This window comes from Vibrio sp. J2-4 (genome assembly GCF_021728155.1).
Classification (GTDB): Bacteria; Pseudomonadota; Gammaproteobacteria; order Enterobacterales; family Vibrionaceae; genus Vibrio; species Vibrio diabolicus.
Window position 1 is genome coordinate 20,692 of sequence record NZ_JAKKCN010000013.1, and the last position, 15,932, is coordinate 36,623.

The window sequence follows — 15,932 nt, forward strand, 5'->3', positions numbered from 1 at the left end:
CCCCCAGTTACTCGCCAATCAGAAAAGGAGTTTCACGTGAAACATCACTCTTTCCATCCTCTTGCTGGCGTCGGATTACGCTCCCCTCATCTCGATTATTTTAGCCGACATAAACCTGAGCTGTCGTGGTTAGAAATCCACAGCGAGAACTACTTTCAGCTCAATTCAGTAGAGCGCCATCAACTGCAAGCATTACGCGAGCACTACCAAATTAGTTGCCACGGTATTGGTTTGTCGCTGGGGTCGATGGAACGTGTGAATCCGAAACATTTAGCGCAACTAAAAGCATTGATAAATACAGTTGACCCGCTCTTCGTTTCTGACCATTTAAGTTGGAGTGAAAATGGTGGTCACTACTTCAATGATCTACTTCCCTTGCCTTACACGGAAGAAGCGCTGCAAGTCTTCACTCGTAATGTGCTTGAAGTGCAAGAATATCTACAACGTGAAATCTTAATTGAGAACCCATCTAGTTATGTGAAGTTTCACCATTCAACCATCAGTGAATGGGACTTTCTTACCGAAGTGCAAAAGCGCACCGACTGTCGTTTATTACTCGACTTAAATAACGTATATGTTTCCGCCTTCAATCACGGTTTTGATTGCGACACATACCTAGATGCGATTCCAGCCGACAAAGTCGACGAGATTCATTTGGCAGGTTTTACTATTAAGACGTTGGATAAAGGTGAGATTTGGATTGATACTCATAGCCGTCCCGTCAGTGATGAAGTATGGCAGCTGTTCGCCAGTTGGACACAAAAACACGGCTCTCGCCGTACGCTGATTGAATGGGATTTGGATATTCCTGCACCAGAAATCCTTCTTGGCGAAGCAGAAAAAGCATCTTCACTATTGCAGCACAATCATTTAATTGACCAAAAGAGCAAAAGGAAAGCGTCATGAATCTTGCGACCTTGCAGAGTCAATTTGCTAAAGCCCTACATTATCAAGCGCTCAGTGAAGAATGCGACATTGTGAGTGACAAATTTACCGCAGATGAACGCATACAGATTTACCGCAATAACTTTATCATCAGCTTGAGTGAGGTATTGGCAGCGACATACCCAATGGTTGAAGCCTTAGTTGGAAAAGAGTGCTTCGATCAAATTGCTCGCCGACACGTGCTTTCTCACCCCTTAGCAGAAGGTAATGTCGTACATTATGGTGCGGGCTTTCAAGATACGATTATGCAGTTTAGTCAGGTCATGACCCAAGCCCCGTACACTCCTGAAGTCGCAAGGTTTGAATGGCATATGGACTTAGCTCGACAAATACAGAATGAGAAAGTCGAAAAACCAAATCGAATCCCTTTATCTGCACTTGCCCAAGTGACGGAAGAACAACAACCTCAATTGGTGTTTCATTTGCGCACTGACAGTCGCAGCTTTGACTCAAACTACGCCGTATTTGATCTCTTTCATGCGATTCAACACCAAGAGTTTGAACAGCTCAATATCAATCAATTACAGCTAGGTGTCATCTCTATTCAAGCCAATGGAGAAGCTCAATGTCACGCACTCGATACCGATGTTTTTCAACTGCTGCAATGTTTAGAGCAGAAGCAGAGTTTGAGCGAAATACCCGAAGCTTTGCTCGTTCACCTTAATAGCATCATGGCACTCGATCTCGTTAACGGCTTTACGTTGCAATCAATCTAAGGAGCTCTCTATGACGAATACGGTTAAAAACTTAGTCAATCGGTACGACGACTTGATCAATACCCTACAAGGTGGCTTTGTCCCTGCACTACTTCTCTTTTGTCGCTTATGGGTTGCATGGGTGTTCTTCAATTCAGGGTTAATCAAAGTTTCTTCTTGGGATAGCACGCTGTATCTATTCGAATTGGAATACCAAGTACCACTTTTACCTTGGGAGTTAGCGGCCTACATGGGAACGGCTGCCGAGTTGATTCTGCCAGTATTTTTAGCGTTGGGATTAATTACCCGCCCGATGGCTGCGATTCTATTTGTGTTTAATATCATCGCGGTCATCTCTTACCCTGTACTGTGGGAAAAAGGGTTCTATGACCATCAGTTGTGGGGATTCATGATTTTAGTGGTCATCGTATGGGGACCGGGAGTTATCTCTATTGACCATGTTATAAAGAACAAGTTGACGCGATAAAAAAATCCCCGCAGTGGCGGGGACTTTTTATTGTTTATTTAAGTAAGCAAGAAGCTCATCAGCTGAGATGCCCTGTTGAGCAAGATCTTTTGCCAACAGCTCAACTTGTTCACCTTTGCGCGACTCAATCACTTGCTGGAATTGGTACACGATATCACGCAAAATTGGCAGAGGTACTTGTTTAGCCGCACTACGAATACGCTCGGAGCTTTGATTACCCAGCTCATTAAGCAACTTGCCAAACATCACCTTTTCTGGTGAATCTTCCATTTGCTCTAGAATACGAGCCATTTCATACGTGGTTAACGACATTACTTTTTGAGTTCCGTTATGGTGTCAGGAAAAGTCTGAACGACAAATATACACGCCTTACTTACATTGGAAAATACTAAATTACACTGATTTACGCTTTAGCAAAGCTTGAATGCCAGTTCTTACCTGCTTTTGTAAACAGAACCACCAACGCAGGCAATAGAACCCACATATGAATTGCGATCAGTGTTTGAGGTTCCAAAGATAAACGCTGCAACGTACCAACCAACAAACCAGAGCCACTCATTTGGAACAACCCAAGCAGTGCCGCAGCCGTACCCGCTTTGTCACCAAACGGTTCCAATGCTTTCCCTGCTGCTGCACCCAGAATGAATGCAAAACCCACTGACGACATGAAAATAGGTAGCATGAAAGAAAGCGCGGTATTCTGACCATTCATCACCAGCATAATCACACCTGCGAGGCCCAGAGTCGAGATCCCCGTAACCAAAGTGTTGTGCGTGCCAACGCGCTCCATAAACTTAGGCGCAAGCATACAAGCCGCAATATTGATCACTGCATTTACACCAAACCAGAATGTGAACTCATTCATCGACAGCCCCATCCCCGTCATCAATACCGATGGCGCCGAGGTGACATACGCGAGAATAACCGCCATTGCCATTAAACACAGTGAAGCATGGAAGACAAAAGATGGCGTACTAAGCACTGCCCAATAACGGCTGAGCTTAAACACGGCTTGCTTTTCCGTTGATGGGTTGGTCTCTTTCATCATGAAAAACATCAATGAACCGGACACAACGGCAAAGCCAGCCATAAAGCTGAAGTTAGCTCGCCAATCAAATTGCTGAGTTAACCAGCTACCTAGAATTGGAGCTAATGCCGGAATAAAACAAATCGCGCCGTTAAGATAGCTGATCATTTTGCCGCTTTTTTCCGGGCCAAAGATATCGCGAACTGTTGCAAAGGCTGCTACCGATGTCGCACACGCACCTAAGCCTTGTAGCAGTCGGGAAACCAACATCCATTCAATATTTTGAGCACTCCACGCCAATAAAGCGCTCATCGCATAGATAGTGATACCGCCCAATGCAACAGTTCGACGTCCGAGTTTATCTGCCAAAGGGCCAGCAAACAGTTGCCCGACACCCATCGCAAATAAGAACCAAGTGATCGTGTCTTGTGCTAGTGCATTATCGACCTGAAAAGTGGAAGCAATAAGAGGTAAAGCAGGTAGATAAATATCAATCGCAAGAGGACTGAAAAGAACCAAAAGGGTCAATAACGCCATCTGTTTTTTACTATTAGAAAACTGGCCAGGCACACAACACTCCGAATTGGATAAAGAACTTTGGATAGAGCTTAATCATCTGATGATATGAATGGAAATGATGTATAATCATGAGCATTATTCCTTAGAGGAAATTCACCGTGAACGTCGAAAAACTGGCTCGTATCGATTTAAATCTATTGGTCTGTTTTAAAGTTTTGATAGAAGAGTTAAATGTCACCCGAGCCGCCCACCGACTGTGCTTGAGTCAGTCTGCCGTGAGCAAATCACTGGCTAAACTGCGCATCCAATTTGATGACCCGCTTTTCACCCGAAACTCGCATGGATTAACACCAACACCGCGCGCTTTGTTTCTTAAACCGAAACTGGATCTGTTGATAAACCAGTTAGAAGTACTGACTCAACCAGAAGAGTTCTCTCCACAAAGCAGCGAATACCGTTTTCAAATAGCAGCGGTTGAAAGTGTTTACCCTCTGATTCTGCCTCATTTCTTACCGGCGATTTTTCAGCAAGCCCCAGGGGTGACGATCAGCACTCACCCTTGGTCCGATAATACTTTTAAAATGCTGCAACGTGGCGAGCTAGACTTAGGCTTAACTGGCAAAGACATCGATATTAATGATGCCAAGCTGACTCTGCTGCCACCCGATGACATATGCGAACTGGAAATTTATCGAGATCACCAGATGTGTATTATTCGCAAAAATCACCCAGCATTAAAACAGCCTTGGAACCTCGAAGCGTATCTCGCCCTGCGTCACGTACAAGTGCGTTGTGACGGCAACGACCGTTGGCTGTTAGATTATCGCCTTGCCGATATTGGAGCCGACCGGGATATTGCCGTCACCGTTCCGGACTTTAATAGTGCCGCAAGTTTATGTTCCTACACTGACTTTATTTTTACCGCCCCAAGCCATTTTGTGCAGCTCGCTGCTAAACAGCTTGATTTGGTCGTACTACCACTCCCGCTAGAATTTCCACCTATGGCTTACACTTTATTCTGGCACCGAGACAGAGAAAACGACCCTGCATTGGGTTGGCTACGTACGATGATCACACAAAAAACCGATCACCTTAGATAAAAATACCGCACTCAATTTGCGCTTAGCGGGTAAAATGAGTAGCTTAACTGTCGTAGTCCTTTTTGGCTCATCTATGGCCTAGTTGTACTCCGACTCAACCTAAGTCATTGCAAACTTGCGTTGATCATAAACTGCATGAAGCAGAAGGAAACAGCTCCCACACCTGAGCATGAAGGAGCGGTAATTTGAAGGAATAAAACAGATGCACAACGAAACTCTCAGCCGCGTGAATGCGATTCGCGAATGGCTTGTACAACATAATATTGATGCCCTACTGGTTCCGCACGAGGACGAGTATTTGGGTGAATACGTCCCAGCGCACAACGAGCGCTTACATTGGTTAACAGGCTTTACTGGTTCTGCTGGTGCTGCGGTAATCACCAAAGACAAAGCCGCTATCTTTGTTGATGGCCGCTATACCGTTCAAGTCACCAAACAAGTCCCTGGTGACCTATTTGAATATCGTCACCTTATTGAAGAACCAGCTTTAGATTGGGTTCTAGACAACCTGCCAACAAACGCATCTGTCGCAATCGATCCTCGTATGCACAGCTCAGCTTGGCTAGACATGGCACAAGCTAAACTAGCTGGAAAGCTTGAGCTAAATATTCTGACCAATAACCCAATTGATGAGTTGTGGCATGACCGCCCAGCGCCTGTTGTCTCTAACGTTCGCCTGATGCCAACAGAAGCCGTCGGTCAATCAAGTGAGAGTAAGCGTCAAGAGATCGCCCAACTGGTAAAAAAAGCGGGTGCAGATAGCGCTGTGATCACAGCATTAGATTCTATTTGTTGGCTGCTGAATGTACGTGGTTTGGATGTATCACGCCTACCAGTTCTGCTTTCTCACGCGATTCTGCATGCCGACTCAACCGTTGAATACTTCCTCGATCCTGCTCGTCTACCTGCTGATTTTGACGCTCACGTAGGCACCGGTGTGACCGTTCACCACCCAGAAGCACTTCAATCTCGCCTTGAAGCCATGACAGGTAAAAAGGTATTAGTTGACCCGGCAATCAGTAACGCTTGGTTTAAGCTAGTACTACAAAACTCTGGTGCGTCCGTGATTGCAGCAGCAGACCCATGTCTGATGCCAAAAGCGGCGAAGAACGCGGTTGAAATTGCGGGTATGAAGGCGTGTCATATCCGTGATGGCGTGGCAATGAGCAAGTTCCTATGTTGGTTAGATGCGGAAGTTGCTGCTGGTAACCTGCATGACGAAGCGACATTAGCAGACAAACTGGAAGCATTTCGTAGCGAAGACCCTACGCTAATGGATCTCAGCTTCGATACCATTTCAGCCGCGGGCGGCAACGCGGCCATGTGTCACTACAATCACGAGAACCAACCTGAACCTGGTAAGTTAGAACTGAACACGCTTTACCTTGTGGACTCAGGCGGTCAGTACCTCGATGGCACTACCGACATCACGCGTACTATCGCGATTGGTCAACCTTCTTCAGAAATGAAGAAGCAATTTACGTTGGCGCTGAAAGGTCATATTGGCGTTGCTCGAGCTCGTTTCCCGAAAGGCACACGTGGTTATCAAATCGATACTCTAGCTCGTCAGCACCTATGGGCGGAAGGTTACGATTACGATCACGGTACTGGTCACGGTGTTGGTCACTTCCTAAGTGTTCATGAAGGTCCAGCGAGCATTTCGAAAAAGCAAATCGACGTGCCTCTAACAGAAGGTATGGTGCTATCCAACGAGCCAGGTTACTACCGTGCAGATGCGTTTGGTATCCGTATTGAAAACCTAGAGCTTGTTGTTGAAACACCAACTAACGGTGACTTCCCTGTTCTGTCATTTGAGTCACTAACACGCTGCCCAATCGACAAACGCAACATCAATGTTGATATGTTAACTCGTCCAGAACTTGCTTGGCTGAATGATTACCACCAGAAAGTATGGGATGAGATCAGCCCGCTAGTCGAAGGTGATGTTAAAGAGTGGCTTCGTCAGGCAACGCTACCTGTAGCACACAGCTAGAAGCTAGAAGCTAGAAGCTAGAAGCTAGAAGCTAGAAAAAAGTAGAGGGTTGATGTTTTGCATCAACCCTCTTTTTTTGCTTATGTTTCACGTGAAACATAACGATGGCTAGTGGCTTTATTTATTGCTTAACCAGAATACGCCGAGTGCCAATCTCGCCATACAGGGTCAAATCCTTTGGCTCGAATCATATCTTCCACAGAACCCGCACTTCGCTCATCACTGATCTCAAACTGCTCGAGTTCAACATCATCCATCGCATAACCACCCGGCTGAGTTTTCGATGCAGCAGACATACTGGTGATGCCTAACGGCAATGCGTTGTCTCTAAACTTCGGTGACTCACGCGTCGATAACGACAACTCCACTTCTGGATTCAACAAACGATAAGCGCAAATCAACTGAACAAGTTGCTTATCCGTCATGACTGATTTTGGTTGGAGCGCGCCCTCACAAGGACGCAAACGCGGGAAAGAAATTGAGTAACGAGTCTGCCAATACGTGCGCTCAAGATAGTCCAAGTGCGCTGCCACATAAAAACAATCTGTACGCCACTCTTCCAATCCTATCAAAGCGCCAATACCGATCTTATCGATGCCTGCCTTTGCAAGACGATCAGGTGTATCCAATCGGTATTCGAAATCCATCTTATTGCCACGCAAATGGTGCTCGGCGTAAGTCGAAGGATGATACGTTTCTTGATAAACCATAACCGCATCCAACCCCAATGTCTTGAGCTCTGCGTATTCGTCTTGATCTAGCGGCTGCACTTCCATCGCCAAATAATTAAAGCGTTGCTTAATCATCGGAACCATTTCGCGGAAGTATTTCATGCCCACTTTGGTTTCGTGTTCGCCAGTCACCAGCAATACGCTATCAAACTTCATGCGTTTAATGGCTTCAACTTCTGCTGCCACTTCGTCCCTATTCAAGGTACGACGCTTGATCTTGTTCTCCATTGAGAAGCCACAATAAGTACAAGCATTGGCACACAAGTTGGAAAGATACAATGGAATGTAAAGCGACATGGTGTTGCCAAACCGCTTGCGAGTTGCCGAGTATGACAACTGCGCCATTTGCTCTAAGTACGCTTCAGCCGCTGGTGAAATTAGCGCTTTAAAGTCTTCCAAATCACGCTTGGGTTTATTCAATGCTCGCTCGACATCTTGTGCCGTTTTCGCGTAGATCGACATCGAGATGTCATCCCAATTAAGCTGCTTAAATTGCTCAACGAAGCTCATGTTTTCCTCGCTTAATAGCTAAATCAATCTAGGACTAAAGCTCATCTAGGAATGACGTCAGTGGACTCGACGCAACCGCATGAGAAACCTTACCCGCAAGTCCGGCTTCATAAGCCATACGCCCCGACTCTACCGCCAACTTAAATGCTTTCGCCATCGCAACGGGATCGCTCGAAGCTGCAATCGCAGTATTGACGAGCACGGCATCCGCGCCCATTTCCATCGCACGCGCGGCATGTGAAGGAGCACCAATACCTGCATCAACAACGACAGGAACATTAGCTTGGTCGATAATGATCTCTAGGAAGTCGTGAGAAACTATCCCTTTGTTGGAACCAATCGGCGCACCCAATGGCATGACTGCGGCACAGCCTACCTCTTCCAATCGTTTACACAGAACCGGGTCAGCATGACAATAAGGAAGGACAATGAAGCCTTCACGAACCAGTTGCTCAGCGGCTGCAAGTGTCTCAATGGGATCGGGCATCAAGTACTTCGGGTCTGGATGAATTTCCAGTTTTAACCAGTTAGTACCTAATGCTTCTCGCGCCAGTTGTGCCGCAAACACAGCATCTTTAGCATTCTTTGCACCTGAAGTGTTCGGCAATAAGTTCACCCCAGCTTGTACTAACGGCAGCAAAATATCGTCTTGTTGGTCGTTCACATCCACACGCTTCAACGCCATGGTCGCAAGTTGACAACCCGACACTTGAATCGCTTCTGCCATTAGTCGGCTGTTGGCAAACTTCCCTGTTCCTGTGAACAGTCTAGATTCGAATTGTTTATCACCAATTTTAAGCATCGACTTTAACCCCCTGCGATCGCTTGAAACAAAGAGATGCTATCTCCCTGTGAAAGAACTGTGCTAGCCCACTCACTGCGCGGCACAACATTGTTATTAATTGCAAAAACACAGCCCATTTCAGGCAGCGCAAATTGACTAATGATTTGCTGTAGATTTGACTCACTGGCAACTTGATGTGACTGGTCATTGATGACAATAGTGATCACATCTAAGTCAGCAGCGGTCATTTGTGTTGTTTGTTGTTCTGATAACGTCATTGCTTCCAACTCTCTTAATTCTGCCCATTACTCGTAAACTAAATCTGAGCACACACTTGGCACTGTTTATCTTTACTTATCGCCATGGTTTGCCATTGCAGCTTCAATCCATCGAACAGGTGTAACTTGGCAGTCTCGACATGAAACTTTCCCGTCGCCAGTTTTTGAATTGCCGCTATCGCTTGGTAGTTACCAAGTGTACCCACCACCGGACCGACGACACCGCTGTCACTGCACTTTTGCGTTTGCGGTAATTCGTCGAACGGATACAAACAGCGGTAACAGGCTGTACTCTCTGCTTCTTGTTCAATCTGCGTTTGATAATCAAAGACAGCGAATTGCCCTTGCCAACCAATTGCCGCCGCCGAGATGAGCGGCGTGTTTTGCTCGAAACAAACTTGGTTAATGAGCTGGCGCGTCGGCATGTTATCGGTGCAGTCGAGCACCACATCCGCTAGCATCACTTCAAGCTGCAGCTGTGCTTTGTCCAATCGCTTATTGAGAGCACGAATTTGAACCATAGAATTAAGGTCAGTCAGTTGCTTTACAGTCGCTTTTGTTTTCGCAACTTGGATGTCTTGCTCACGATAAATGATCTGACGTTGTAGGTTACTGCTATCAACTTCATCGTCATCGACCACAACCAATTTACCAACACCCGCTGATGCCAAGTACAAACTCGCTGCGCTCCCTAACCCACCACAACCGATGATCAGCACATGCGATTTGCTCAAGCGCTCTTGCCCACTTTCAGCAATTTCAGGCAGAGCGACTTGGCGTTGATAGCGAAGGAACTGCTTATCCGTGAGCATGCTCGCCTCTCTTGGTATCCGCCAATTCACTATTCTGCTCAGTAAACGTTAGTTGTCTTTCCTTCATCAGTTGTGCAAAAAACTCGATAACGGACTGAGGTGATTCTGCCAACGTAATAGCACGCACAACCGCCAAACTAGAAACACCCGTTTGCCAAACTTGGTCTGCATTAGATTGGTCAATGCCACCAATCGCGACCGTCGGAAAGCCAAGCACATAGTCACTAACGGCTTTGTCTTTTGCAGGACGGAAAGCCGACTCTGTATTTCTGTAAGGAATGCTATCAATCAGCTTTTGATACAGTGCCAAGCGCACCAAACCTTGTGGTTTCGATGGCATCTGTTTTGTGGTGGTTGGGAAAATATGCCCTAGTGCGATGTAGCTAGGATGAATTTGTACGATGCGCAGTAGTTCGTAATAACCATGCGTAGAAAGACCAAGACGAATACCGGCTTTAGTTATCTGAGCCAAATTCGATTCTTCTATGTCTTCTTGTCCTAAGTGAACGCCATAAGCGCCATGCTTGATTGCCAACTGCCAATAGTCATTGATGAACACTTGTGCTTGATACTGACGGCCTAGCTCAATTGCTCGAATGATCTGTTGTTCTAAATCGGCTTGTTGTGGGTTCTTGATTCGCAGTTGAATAGTGTTGATGCCTAGTGGCAGTAGACGCTCAATCCAAGCAACATCATCAACGACTGGATAGAGCCCTAGACTTTGCTTAGTTAGAGTTGGAAAGCTAACGCTCTCACCTTGTGCAGACCAACCAACTTGAATACCTAGCCGGTTATCCTCTAGTACAGGTGTGGGGAAATCATCAAATTGGTCAGCCCACTGAGTAGATCTTCCCTCACCAAGGTTGTCATTCAACAGTGTTTCACGTGAAACATTCGCTTGTTGAGTTAGCATTCCTCGAGCAAGTGTTAACGCATCTTCGATAGGAAAATCGAGTACTGTCAGCGTTACTATCCAAGCAAGGTGATGTTCGGGATCGAACATTGCGTTGAATTTGGACTTAACGGAAAGCGCTCTCACTTCGTTGTTAATTGGGTGACGCCAGATATCAAGCTGAAGCACTTTCTCCTTTTCATCGGATACCTGCGTATCAGCAATGCCAATATAAATCGCTTTCGACGGTTGCTTAGCACACGCTTCTACCGATAAAGCAGAGCGGTAATGGAACACAAATGAACTCTCATGCTCAGAGTCATAACCATCAATAAGATCTGTCGTTATACGTGTGGTCTGTTGGTCGCGAACAAGCTGAATAGATTGAGTTGGGCTCACACCCAACTCAATGTCTTCAATGCTAAAACCCTGTTCTTTCGCCAACAACAAACATTGTTGAACTAAACCTGTCAGTTCAATCAATGATGACGGAATAAGGATTTTGCTCATTAGTCACTTACCTCGGCATGTGCTGCTGGGTGGTATAACTCAGAACCCGACTCTCTAAATTCTTGCGATTTCTGACGCATCCCCTCAAGAGGATCATCAAGCATTTTGATAGAGATAGCTTGGTCCGCAGCAACTTGCTCAGTGTCTTTCGCGTACTCTCGTACCTCTTGCGAAATCTTCATCGAGCAGAACTTTGGTCCGCACATCGAACAGAAGTGAGCAACTTTTCCCGACTCTTGAGGCAAGGTTTCATCATGGAAAGCACGCGCGGTATCTGGGTCGAGTGACAAGTTAAATTGGTCTTCCCAGCGGAACTCGAAGCGAGCTTTAGAAAGCGCGTTATCACGAACTTGTGCACCAGGGTGTCCCTTCGCTAAATCAGCGGCGTGCGCAGCAAGCTTGTAAGTGATCATGCCTACCTTCACGTCTTCTTTGTTTGGTAAGCCAAGATGCTCTTTAGGTGTTACGTAACAAAGCATCGCACAGCCATACCAGCCAATCATGGCAGCGCCAATACCTGACGTAATATGGTCGTAACCAGGAGCGACGTCTGTCGTCAGTGGACCAAGGGTGTAGAACGGAGCTTCATGGCAGTGCTCTAGCTGCTCTTCCATGTTCTCTTTGATCATGTGCATTGGAACATGGCCAGGGCCTTCGATAATCACCTGTACGTCGTATTCCCACGCAACCTTAGTCAACTCACCAAGAGTACGAAGCTCCGCAAATTGCGCTTCATCGTTAGCATCGGCAACCGAACCAGGGCGCAGACCATCACCGAGAGAAAGTGCCACATCATACTTGGCACAGATTTCACAGATCTCTCGGAAGTGGGTATATAAGAAGCTTTCTTGGTGATGTGCTAAACACCATTTCGCGATGATAGAACCACCACGAGAGACGATGCCGGTAACGCGTTTTGCTGTCATTGGTACATAGCGCAGTAGTAAGCCAGCATGGATAGTGAAGTAATCAACACCCTGCTCTGCTTGCTCAATCAGGGTATCGCGCATCACTTCCCAGTTAAGGTTTTCCGCAACACCATTCACTTTCTCAAGCGCTTGGTACATTGGCACGGTACCGATCGGAACCGGACTGTTACGTAGAATCCACTCGCGAGTTTCGTGGATGTTACGTCCAGTAGAGAGATCCATAACGGTATCTCCACCCCAACGTGTCGCCCAAACGAGCTTCTCTACTTCTTCCTCAATCGAAGAAGTGACCGATGAGTTACCGATGTTGGCGTTCACTTTGACCAAAAAGTTACGTCCAATGATCATTGGTTCGGATTCTGGGTGGTTAATATTGGAAGGGATAATAGCGCGACCTTCGGCGACTTCTTTACGCACGAATTCGGCGGTAATGTCTTTTGGAAGATTCGCTCCGAAGCTTTGACCCGGATGCTGTTGATTCAGCACTTCATCGCGATACTTGGCACGCCCCATGTTTTCACGCAGCGCGATATATTCCATTTCTGGGGTAATAATACCTTTGCGAGCATAGTGCAATTGGGTCACACAATGGCCATCTTTGGCACGTCGAATACGTGGTAGATTACCGTAACGAAGATCGTCTAGTGTTTCGTCTTCTAAGCGTTCTTTGGTGTACACCGAGCTTACTTCATCAAGTAGCTCAGTATCGGCACGCTCTTCAATCCACCCTTCTCTCAGCTTAGGTAAGCCGCTATAGAGGTCTATGGTGTGCTCTGGATCTGTGTATACACCCGAGGTATCGTAAACGCGTACAGGCTCATTAGGCTCGAAAATAGGCGCTTCTTTTGTGCCTCCAATAAGGCTATCAGCGAGTGATATTTCACGCATAGGTACACGAACATCTGGACGTGAACCTTCTACATATACTTTTGTGGAATTTGGGTACGGCTGTACCGAGAGTGTTTCAATAAACTGTTTTGCTTCCAGTCTCGCTTGTTTGCGACTCGACATAGCATTTTTCCTTGCTTTGTTATACTAGATAAAAAGTAATTGGATAAAAATGCTTGGCGGATAGATGCGACAAGAGGAGTCAAATTAAGGCTAAATAAAGCTTAAGTAATTTGCCTATAACAACATTCGACTATTTGATAGGTCAACCAGAAAGAACTCCGGTATAAATATCTTCTCTTGTTCCCTTCGCAGATTCTAATCTGATCAGGTTCAACGGATCCCGAATTAACGGTCTCAGCCTTATGGCACTCCGACAAGTGATATCAGTATATAAAAACGGCCTGGTTAAACCAAGCCGACCTGTTTAATTTTTAACTACTTTGCTAGCTGCGCATCAATAATTGGAAACCGATCCACGCAGCAGAGATGCTCAGCACCACATTTAATAAAATATTTAACCCCATCTTAAAAAATGCACCTTGCTGCATAAGTAAAACATTATCCATAGAAAAGGTGGAAAACGTCGTCAGTGCCCCTAAAAAGCCCAAACCAATCACTTGTCGCCAAGGTTCTGTTGCCAGCAGTTCATTGTCGAACGCAGCAATCAACAAGCCCATTATAAATGAACCGACTACATTAACGGTTAACGTACCGTATGGAAAACCACGCCCCAATAAAATGACACACAGTTCAGATATCAAGTAACGAGAACACGCACCGAAAGCACCACCTAGTGCAATAAAACCAAGAATGGAAAACTGCCCCATAATTCCCCCAACACTATTGATGACGATATTGTAACCAAAACTAAAGCAATATTGATGGTGAAATTTTAGAATTCGACAACGTATTGCATTTAAAACACGCTGAGATTAAAAAAGTTACAGGAGTCACTTTACTTCAATATACCCCATCAAACCGGTTTTCATATGCTCAATAACATGGCAGTGATACATCCAACGTCCAGGGTTGTTAGCAACAAAGGCAGCTTTGGCACTGCCATTTTTTCCAAGTAAAACCGTATCGGTATGGAACGGTTCGTCAAGTTTCTTTCCATCTAACTCAAGAACAGTAAATGTATGCCCATGAAGATGAATAGGATGATGATATTGAGTAACGTTCTTCAAATTGAAGATATAGGTTTTTCCAAGTTCCAATGTTGAAAGTGGTGCTGGGATATTATCTTTACTCATTCCCTCCCAAGCTCGTTTGTTCATCAGCCAGAATTTAGGTATCGCTTTGCCCGATTTATCGGCAGGAGTGATCGCCCCCTCCCATTCAAACACATAATCGATTTGCTCCGCATTTTCCAAATTAAGATCAGGCACAGGGTTGAGAGGCAATAAAGGCATTTTCTTGTTGCTTGGCAGGTCAGACTCAACAACTTCAAACTCACACAAAGAGAATGGGAAGCGCCCTTTCATTTGACGCACATAAACACGCTCTCCAGCCTTCGGAGCAATCAATCCGATATCCAATCTCATTCCCGGACCAATTTTGTGTTGAGTGAGCCTATAAGGCGTTTTAACTGGATTGCCATCGATGGCAATAACCCAAGCCTCTGTGCCTTCAATCGCGATCGGATAGGTAATGGTGTTATCGACATTAGCAATTCTTAATCGCGTAGTCGCGTTCTGCTTCAGCGTATAAACAGGCTCATGAATACCATTGACGCTACTCCACTCTCCTGGCGTTCCCATACGTGCACTCAAGCGCGGCACCATTAGATTCTTCCACTGTCCTTGCTTGTCTAAATGCCAATGCTTGAGGACGACTTCATGCTCTTCATCAAACTGAACAGGCTCAGCCTCTTCAACAATTATTAGCCCAACCAACCCCATACCAAGCTGCTTAACGCTGTTCATGTGTGGGTGATACCAAAACGTACCTGCATCTGGCGGTGTAAATTCATAAACGAATGTTTCACCCGGCATGATAGGCGGCTGACTTAAGAAAGGTACACCATCCATTTCAATGGGGATTCGCAGGCCATGCCAGTGAATTGTAGTTGGCTCTGAAAGCTTGTTGGTAAATCGGATAATAACTTTCTCACCTTGGCGACAGCGAATCGTAGGCGCTGGAATCGAACCATTAAACGCGAGTACGTCTGTGTTAAACCCTGGGACCAATTCTGCAGTAGAAGGTTCTGCAGTGATATCGTATATATGTTGCCCCTTATTAGTACTCCGAGATAGAGAACATGCAGGTAGAACAGTAAGCGCGGAGATCGCTAAGGATGATTGAAGGAAGCGTCGACGAGATATATCCATACATAGTTACCCATTAATCCAGATCGGTTAAGTGTAACTAAATATAAATAATGATTCTCATTTATTGCTAACATTTCGGAGCACTTGGTTATAACGACTAGTCTAATAGGTTGGTGAGTAATAAATACTTACAAAGAGCAGCAGGCAGCAGAAAGGCATATAGGTGGGATGAGAGGACAAATGCATAGTGGCAAGCAGATACAAAAAAGGCTCTGACCTAAGTCAGAGCCTTGATATATGGCAGGGGTGGAGAGATTCGAACTCCCAACACGCGGATTTGGAATCCGCTGCTCTGCCAATTGGAGCTACACCCCTGTAGAATTCTTATATTCTAGATTTGACAAAACCTCGCATGGGCGAGGTTGTCGATATTAAGTGGCGGAGTGGACGGGACTCGAACCCGCGACCCCCGGCGTGACAGGCCGGTATTCTAACCAACTGAACTACCACTCCGCAGTGGTATCACTCGCTTGTAATCAGCAAGTGTCCAAAATTTAAA

At 45.8% G+C, this 15,932-nt stretch carries 15 protein-coding genes, 2 tRNA genes and 1 riboswitch; of the genes, 5 read left to right on the forward strand and 12 right to left on the reverse strand.

The annotated features are described in order from the left end of the window. The first annotated feature begins 36 nt into the window (after nucleotides 1-36). The 3 genes from L3V32_RS24010 to L3V32_RS24020 are packed head-to-tail and all read left to right on the forward strand — an operon-like array spanning nucleotide 37 to nucleotide 2,127. A complete protein-coding gene (locus L3V32_RS24010) occupies nucleotides 37-906 on the forward strand; it encodes a DUF692 domain-containing protein (protein ID WP_237285416.1) in 870 nt (289 codons plus the stop codon). Next, nucleotides 903-1,661 (forward strand): DNA-binding domain-containing protein, encoded by a 759-nt coding sequence (locus L3V32_RS24015; RefSeq protein ID WP_237285417.1) that lies wholly within the window; start codon nucleotides 903-905, stop codon nucleotides 1,659-1,661. The genes L3V32_RS24010 and L3V32_RS24015 overlap by 4 nt, the downstream gene beginning before the upstream one ends. 10 nt (nucleotides 1,662-1,671) lie before the next feature. Next, nucleotides 1,672-2,127: a DoxX family protein gene (locus L3V32_RS24020; protein ID WP_237285418.1), complete on the forward strand. Its 456-nt coding sequence runs from the start codon at nucleotides 1,672-1,674 to the stop codon at nucleotides 2,125-2,127. Between the two features lie 27 nt (nucleotides 2,128-2,154). On the opposite strand, the gene L3V32_RS24025 is transcribed toward L3V32_RS24020, so the two are convergent. Together L3V32_RS24025 and L3V32_RS24030 are read right to left on the reverse strand one after the other, a co-directional pair. After that, nucleotides 2,155-2,439 (reverse strand): hypothetical protein, encoded by a 285-nt coding sequence (locus tag L3V32_RS24025; protein WP_005397034.1) that lies wholly within the window; start codon nucleotides 2,437-2,439, stop codon nucleotides 2,155-2,157. A gap of 91 nt (nucleotides 2,440-2,530) precedes the next feature. Continuing rightward, nucleotides 2,531-3,691, reverse strand: coding sequence for a multidrug effflux MFS transporter (locus L3V32_RS24030; protein ID WP_031780601.1), 1,161 nt, complete (start codon nucleotides 3,689-3,691; stop codon nucleotides 2,531-2,533). A 140-nt stretch (nucleotides 3,692-3,831) separates the two neighbouring features. Between L3V32_RS24030 and L3V32_RS24035 the strand changes: the two genes are divergently transcribed. Together L3V32_RS24035 and L3V32_RS24040 are read left to right on the forward strand one after the other, a co-directional pair. After that, on the forward strand, nucleotides 3,832-4,773 hold the full coding sequence (locus L3V32_RS24035) for a LysR family transcriptional regulator (RefSeq protein ID WP_006743068.1): 942 nt from the start codon (nucleotides 3,832-3,834) through the stop codon (nucleotides 4,771-4,773). A 202-nt stretch (nucleotides 4,774-4,975) separates the two neighbouring features. Continuing rightward, the gene (locus tag L3V32_RS24040) at nucleotides 4,976-6,766 is read left to right on the forward strand and encodes an aminopeptidase P family protein (protein ID WP_237285419.1); all 1,791 of its coding nucleotides are present in this window, start codon (nucleotides 4,976-4,978) and stop codon (nucleotides 6,764-6,766) included. A gap of 128 nt (nucleotides 6,767-6,894) precedes the next feature. Here the strand turns inward: L3V32_RS24040 and thiH are convergent, their stop codons facing one another. From thiH to L3V32_RS24090, 10 genes are all read right to left on the reverse strand, one after another. Further along, nucleotides 6,895-8,007, reverse strand: a complete 1,113-nt coding sequence (gene thiH, locus L3V32_RS24045) for a 2-iminoacetate synthase ThiH (protein WP_237285420.1) — start codon at nucleotides 8,005-8,007, stop codon at nucleotides 6,895-6,897. A 34-nt stretch (nucleotides 8,008-8,041) separates the two neighbouring features. After that, entirely contained in the window at nucleotides 8,042-8,809 is a 768-nt protein-coding gene (locus L3V32_RS24050; protein WP_104974679.1) for a thiazole synthase, read from the reverse strand. Nucleotides 8,810-8,814: 5 nt separating this feature from the next. After that, nucleotides 8,815-9,069, reverse strand: a complete 255-nt coding sequence (thiS, locus tag L3V32_RS24055) for a sulfur carrier protein ThiS (RefSeq protein ID WP_005378804.1) — start codon at nucleotides 9,067-9,069, stop codon at nucleotides 8,815-8,817. A gap of 38 nt (nucleotides 9,070-9,107) precedes the next feature. After that, nucleotides 9,108-9,881 carry a thiazole biosynthesis adenylyltransferase ThiF gene (thiF, locus tag L3V32_RS24060; RefSeq protein WP_237285421.1) on the reverse strand — a complete coding sequence of 258 codons (774 nt, stop codon included), beginning with the start codon at nucleotides 9,879-9,881 and terminating at the stop codon, nucleotides 9,108-9,110. Continuing rightward, nucleotides 9,868-11,283, reverse strand: coding sequence for a thiamine phosphate synthase (locus L3V32_RS24065; RefSeq protein WP_237285422.1), 1,416 nt, complete (start codon nucleotides 11,281-11,283; stop codon nucleotides 9,868-9,870). Before L3V32_RS24065 ends, thiF begins: the two co-directional genes overlap by 14 nt. After that, nucleotides 11,283-13,223: a phosphomethylpyrimidine synthase ThiC gene (gene thiC / locus L3V32_RS24070; RefSeq protein ID WP_237285423.1), complete on the reverse strand. Its 1,941-nt coding sequence runs from the start codon at nucleotides 13,221-13,223 to the stop codon at nucleotides 11,283-11,285. The genes L3V32_RS24065 and thiC overlap by 1 nt, the downstream gene beginning before the upstream one ends. Before the next feature lie 164 nt (nucleotides 13,224-13,387). Next, a riboswitch (TPP riboswitch) is annotated at nucleotides 13,388-13,486 on the reverse strand. Between the two features lie 60 nt (nucleotides 13,487-13,546). Then, nucleotides 13,547-13,930: a fluoride efflux transporter CrcB gene (gene crcB, locus L3V32_RS24075; RefSeq protein WP_005397071.1), complete on the reverse strand. Its 384-nt coding sequence runs from the start codon at nucleotides 13,928-13,930 to the stop codon at nucleotides 13,547-13,549. 123 nt (nucleotides 13,931-14,053) lie between these two features. Further along, on the reverse strand, nucleotides 14,054-15,433 hold the full coding sequence (locus L3V32_RS24080; RefSeq protein WP_237285424.1) for a multicopper oxidase family protein: 1,380 nt from the start codon (nucleotides 15,431-15,433) through the stop codon (nucleotides 14,054-14,056). Nucleotides 15,434-15,671: 238 nt separating this feature from the next. Beyond that, nucleotides 15,672-15,748, reverse strand: a tRNA-Trp gene (locus tag L3V32_RS24085). 61 nt (nucleotides 15,749-15,809) lie between these two features. Continuing rightward, a tRNA-Asp gene (locus tag L3V32_RS24090) sits at nucleotides 15,810-15,886 on the reverse strand. Between the last annotated feature and the right edge of the window lie 46 nt (nucleotides 15,887-15,932).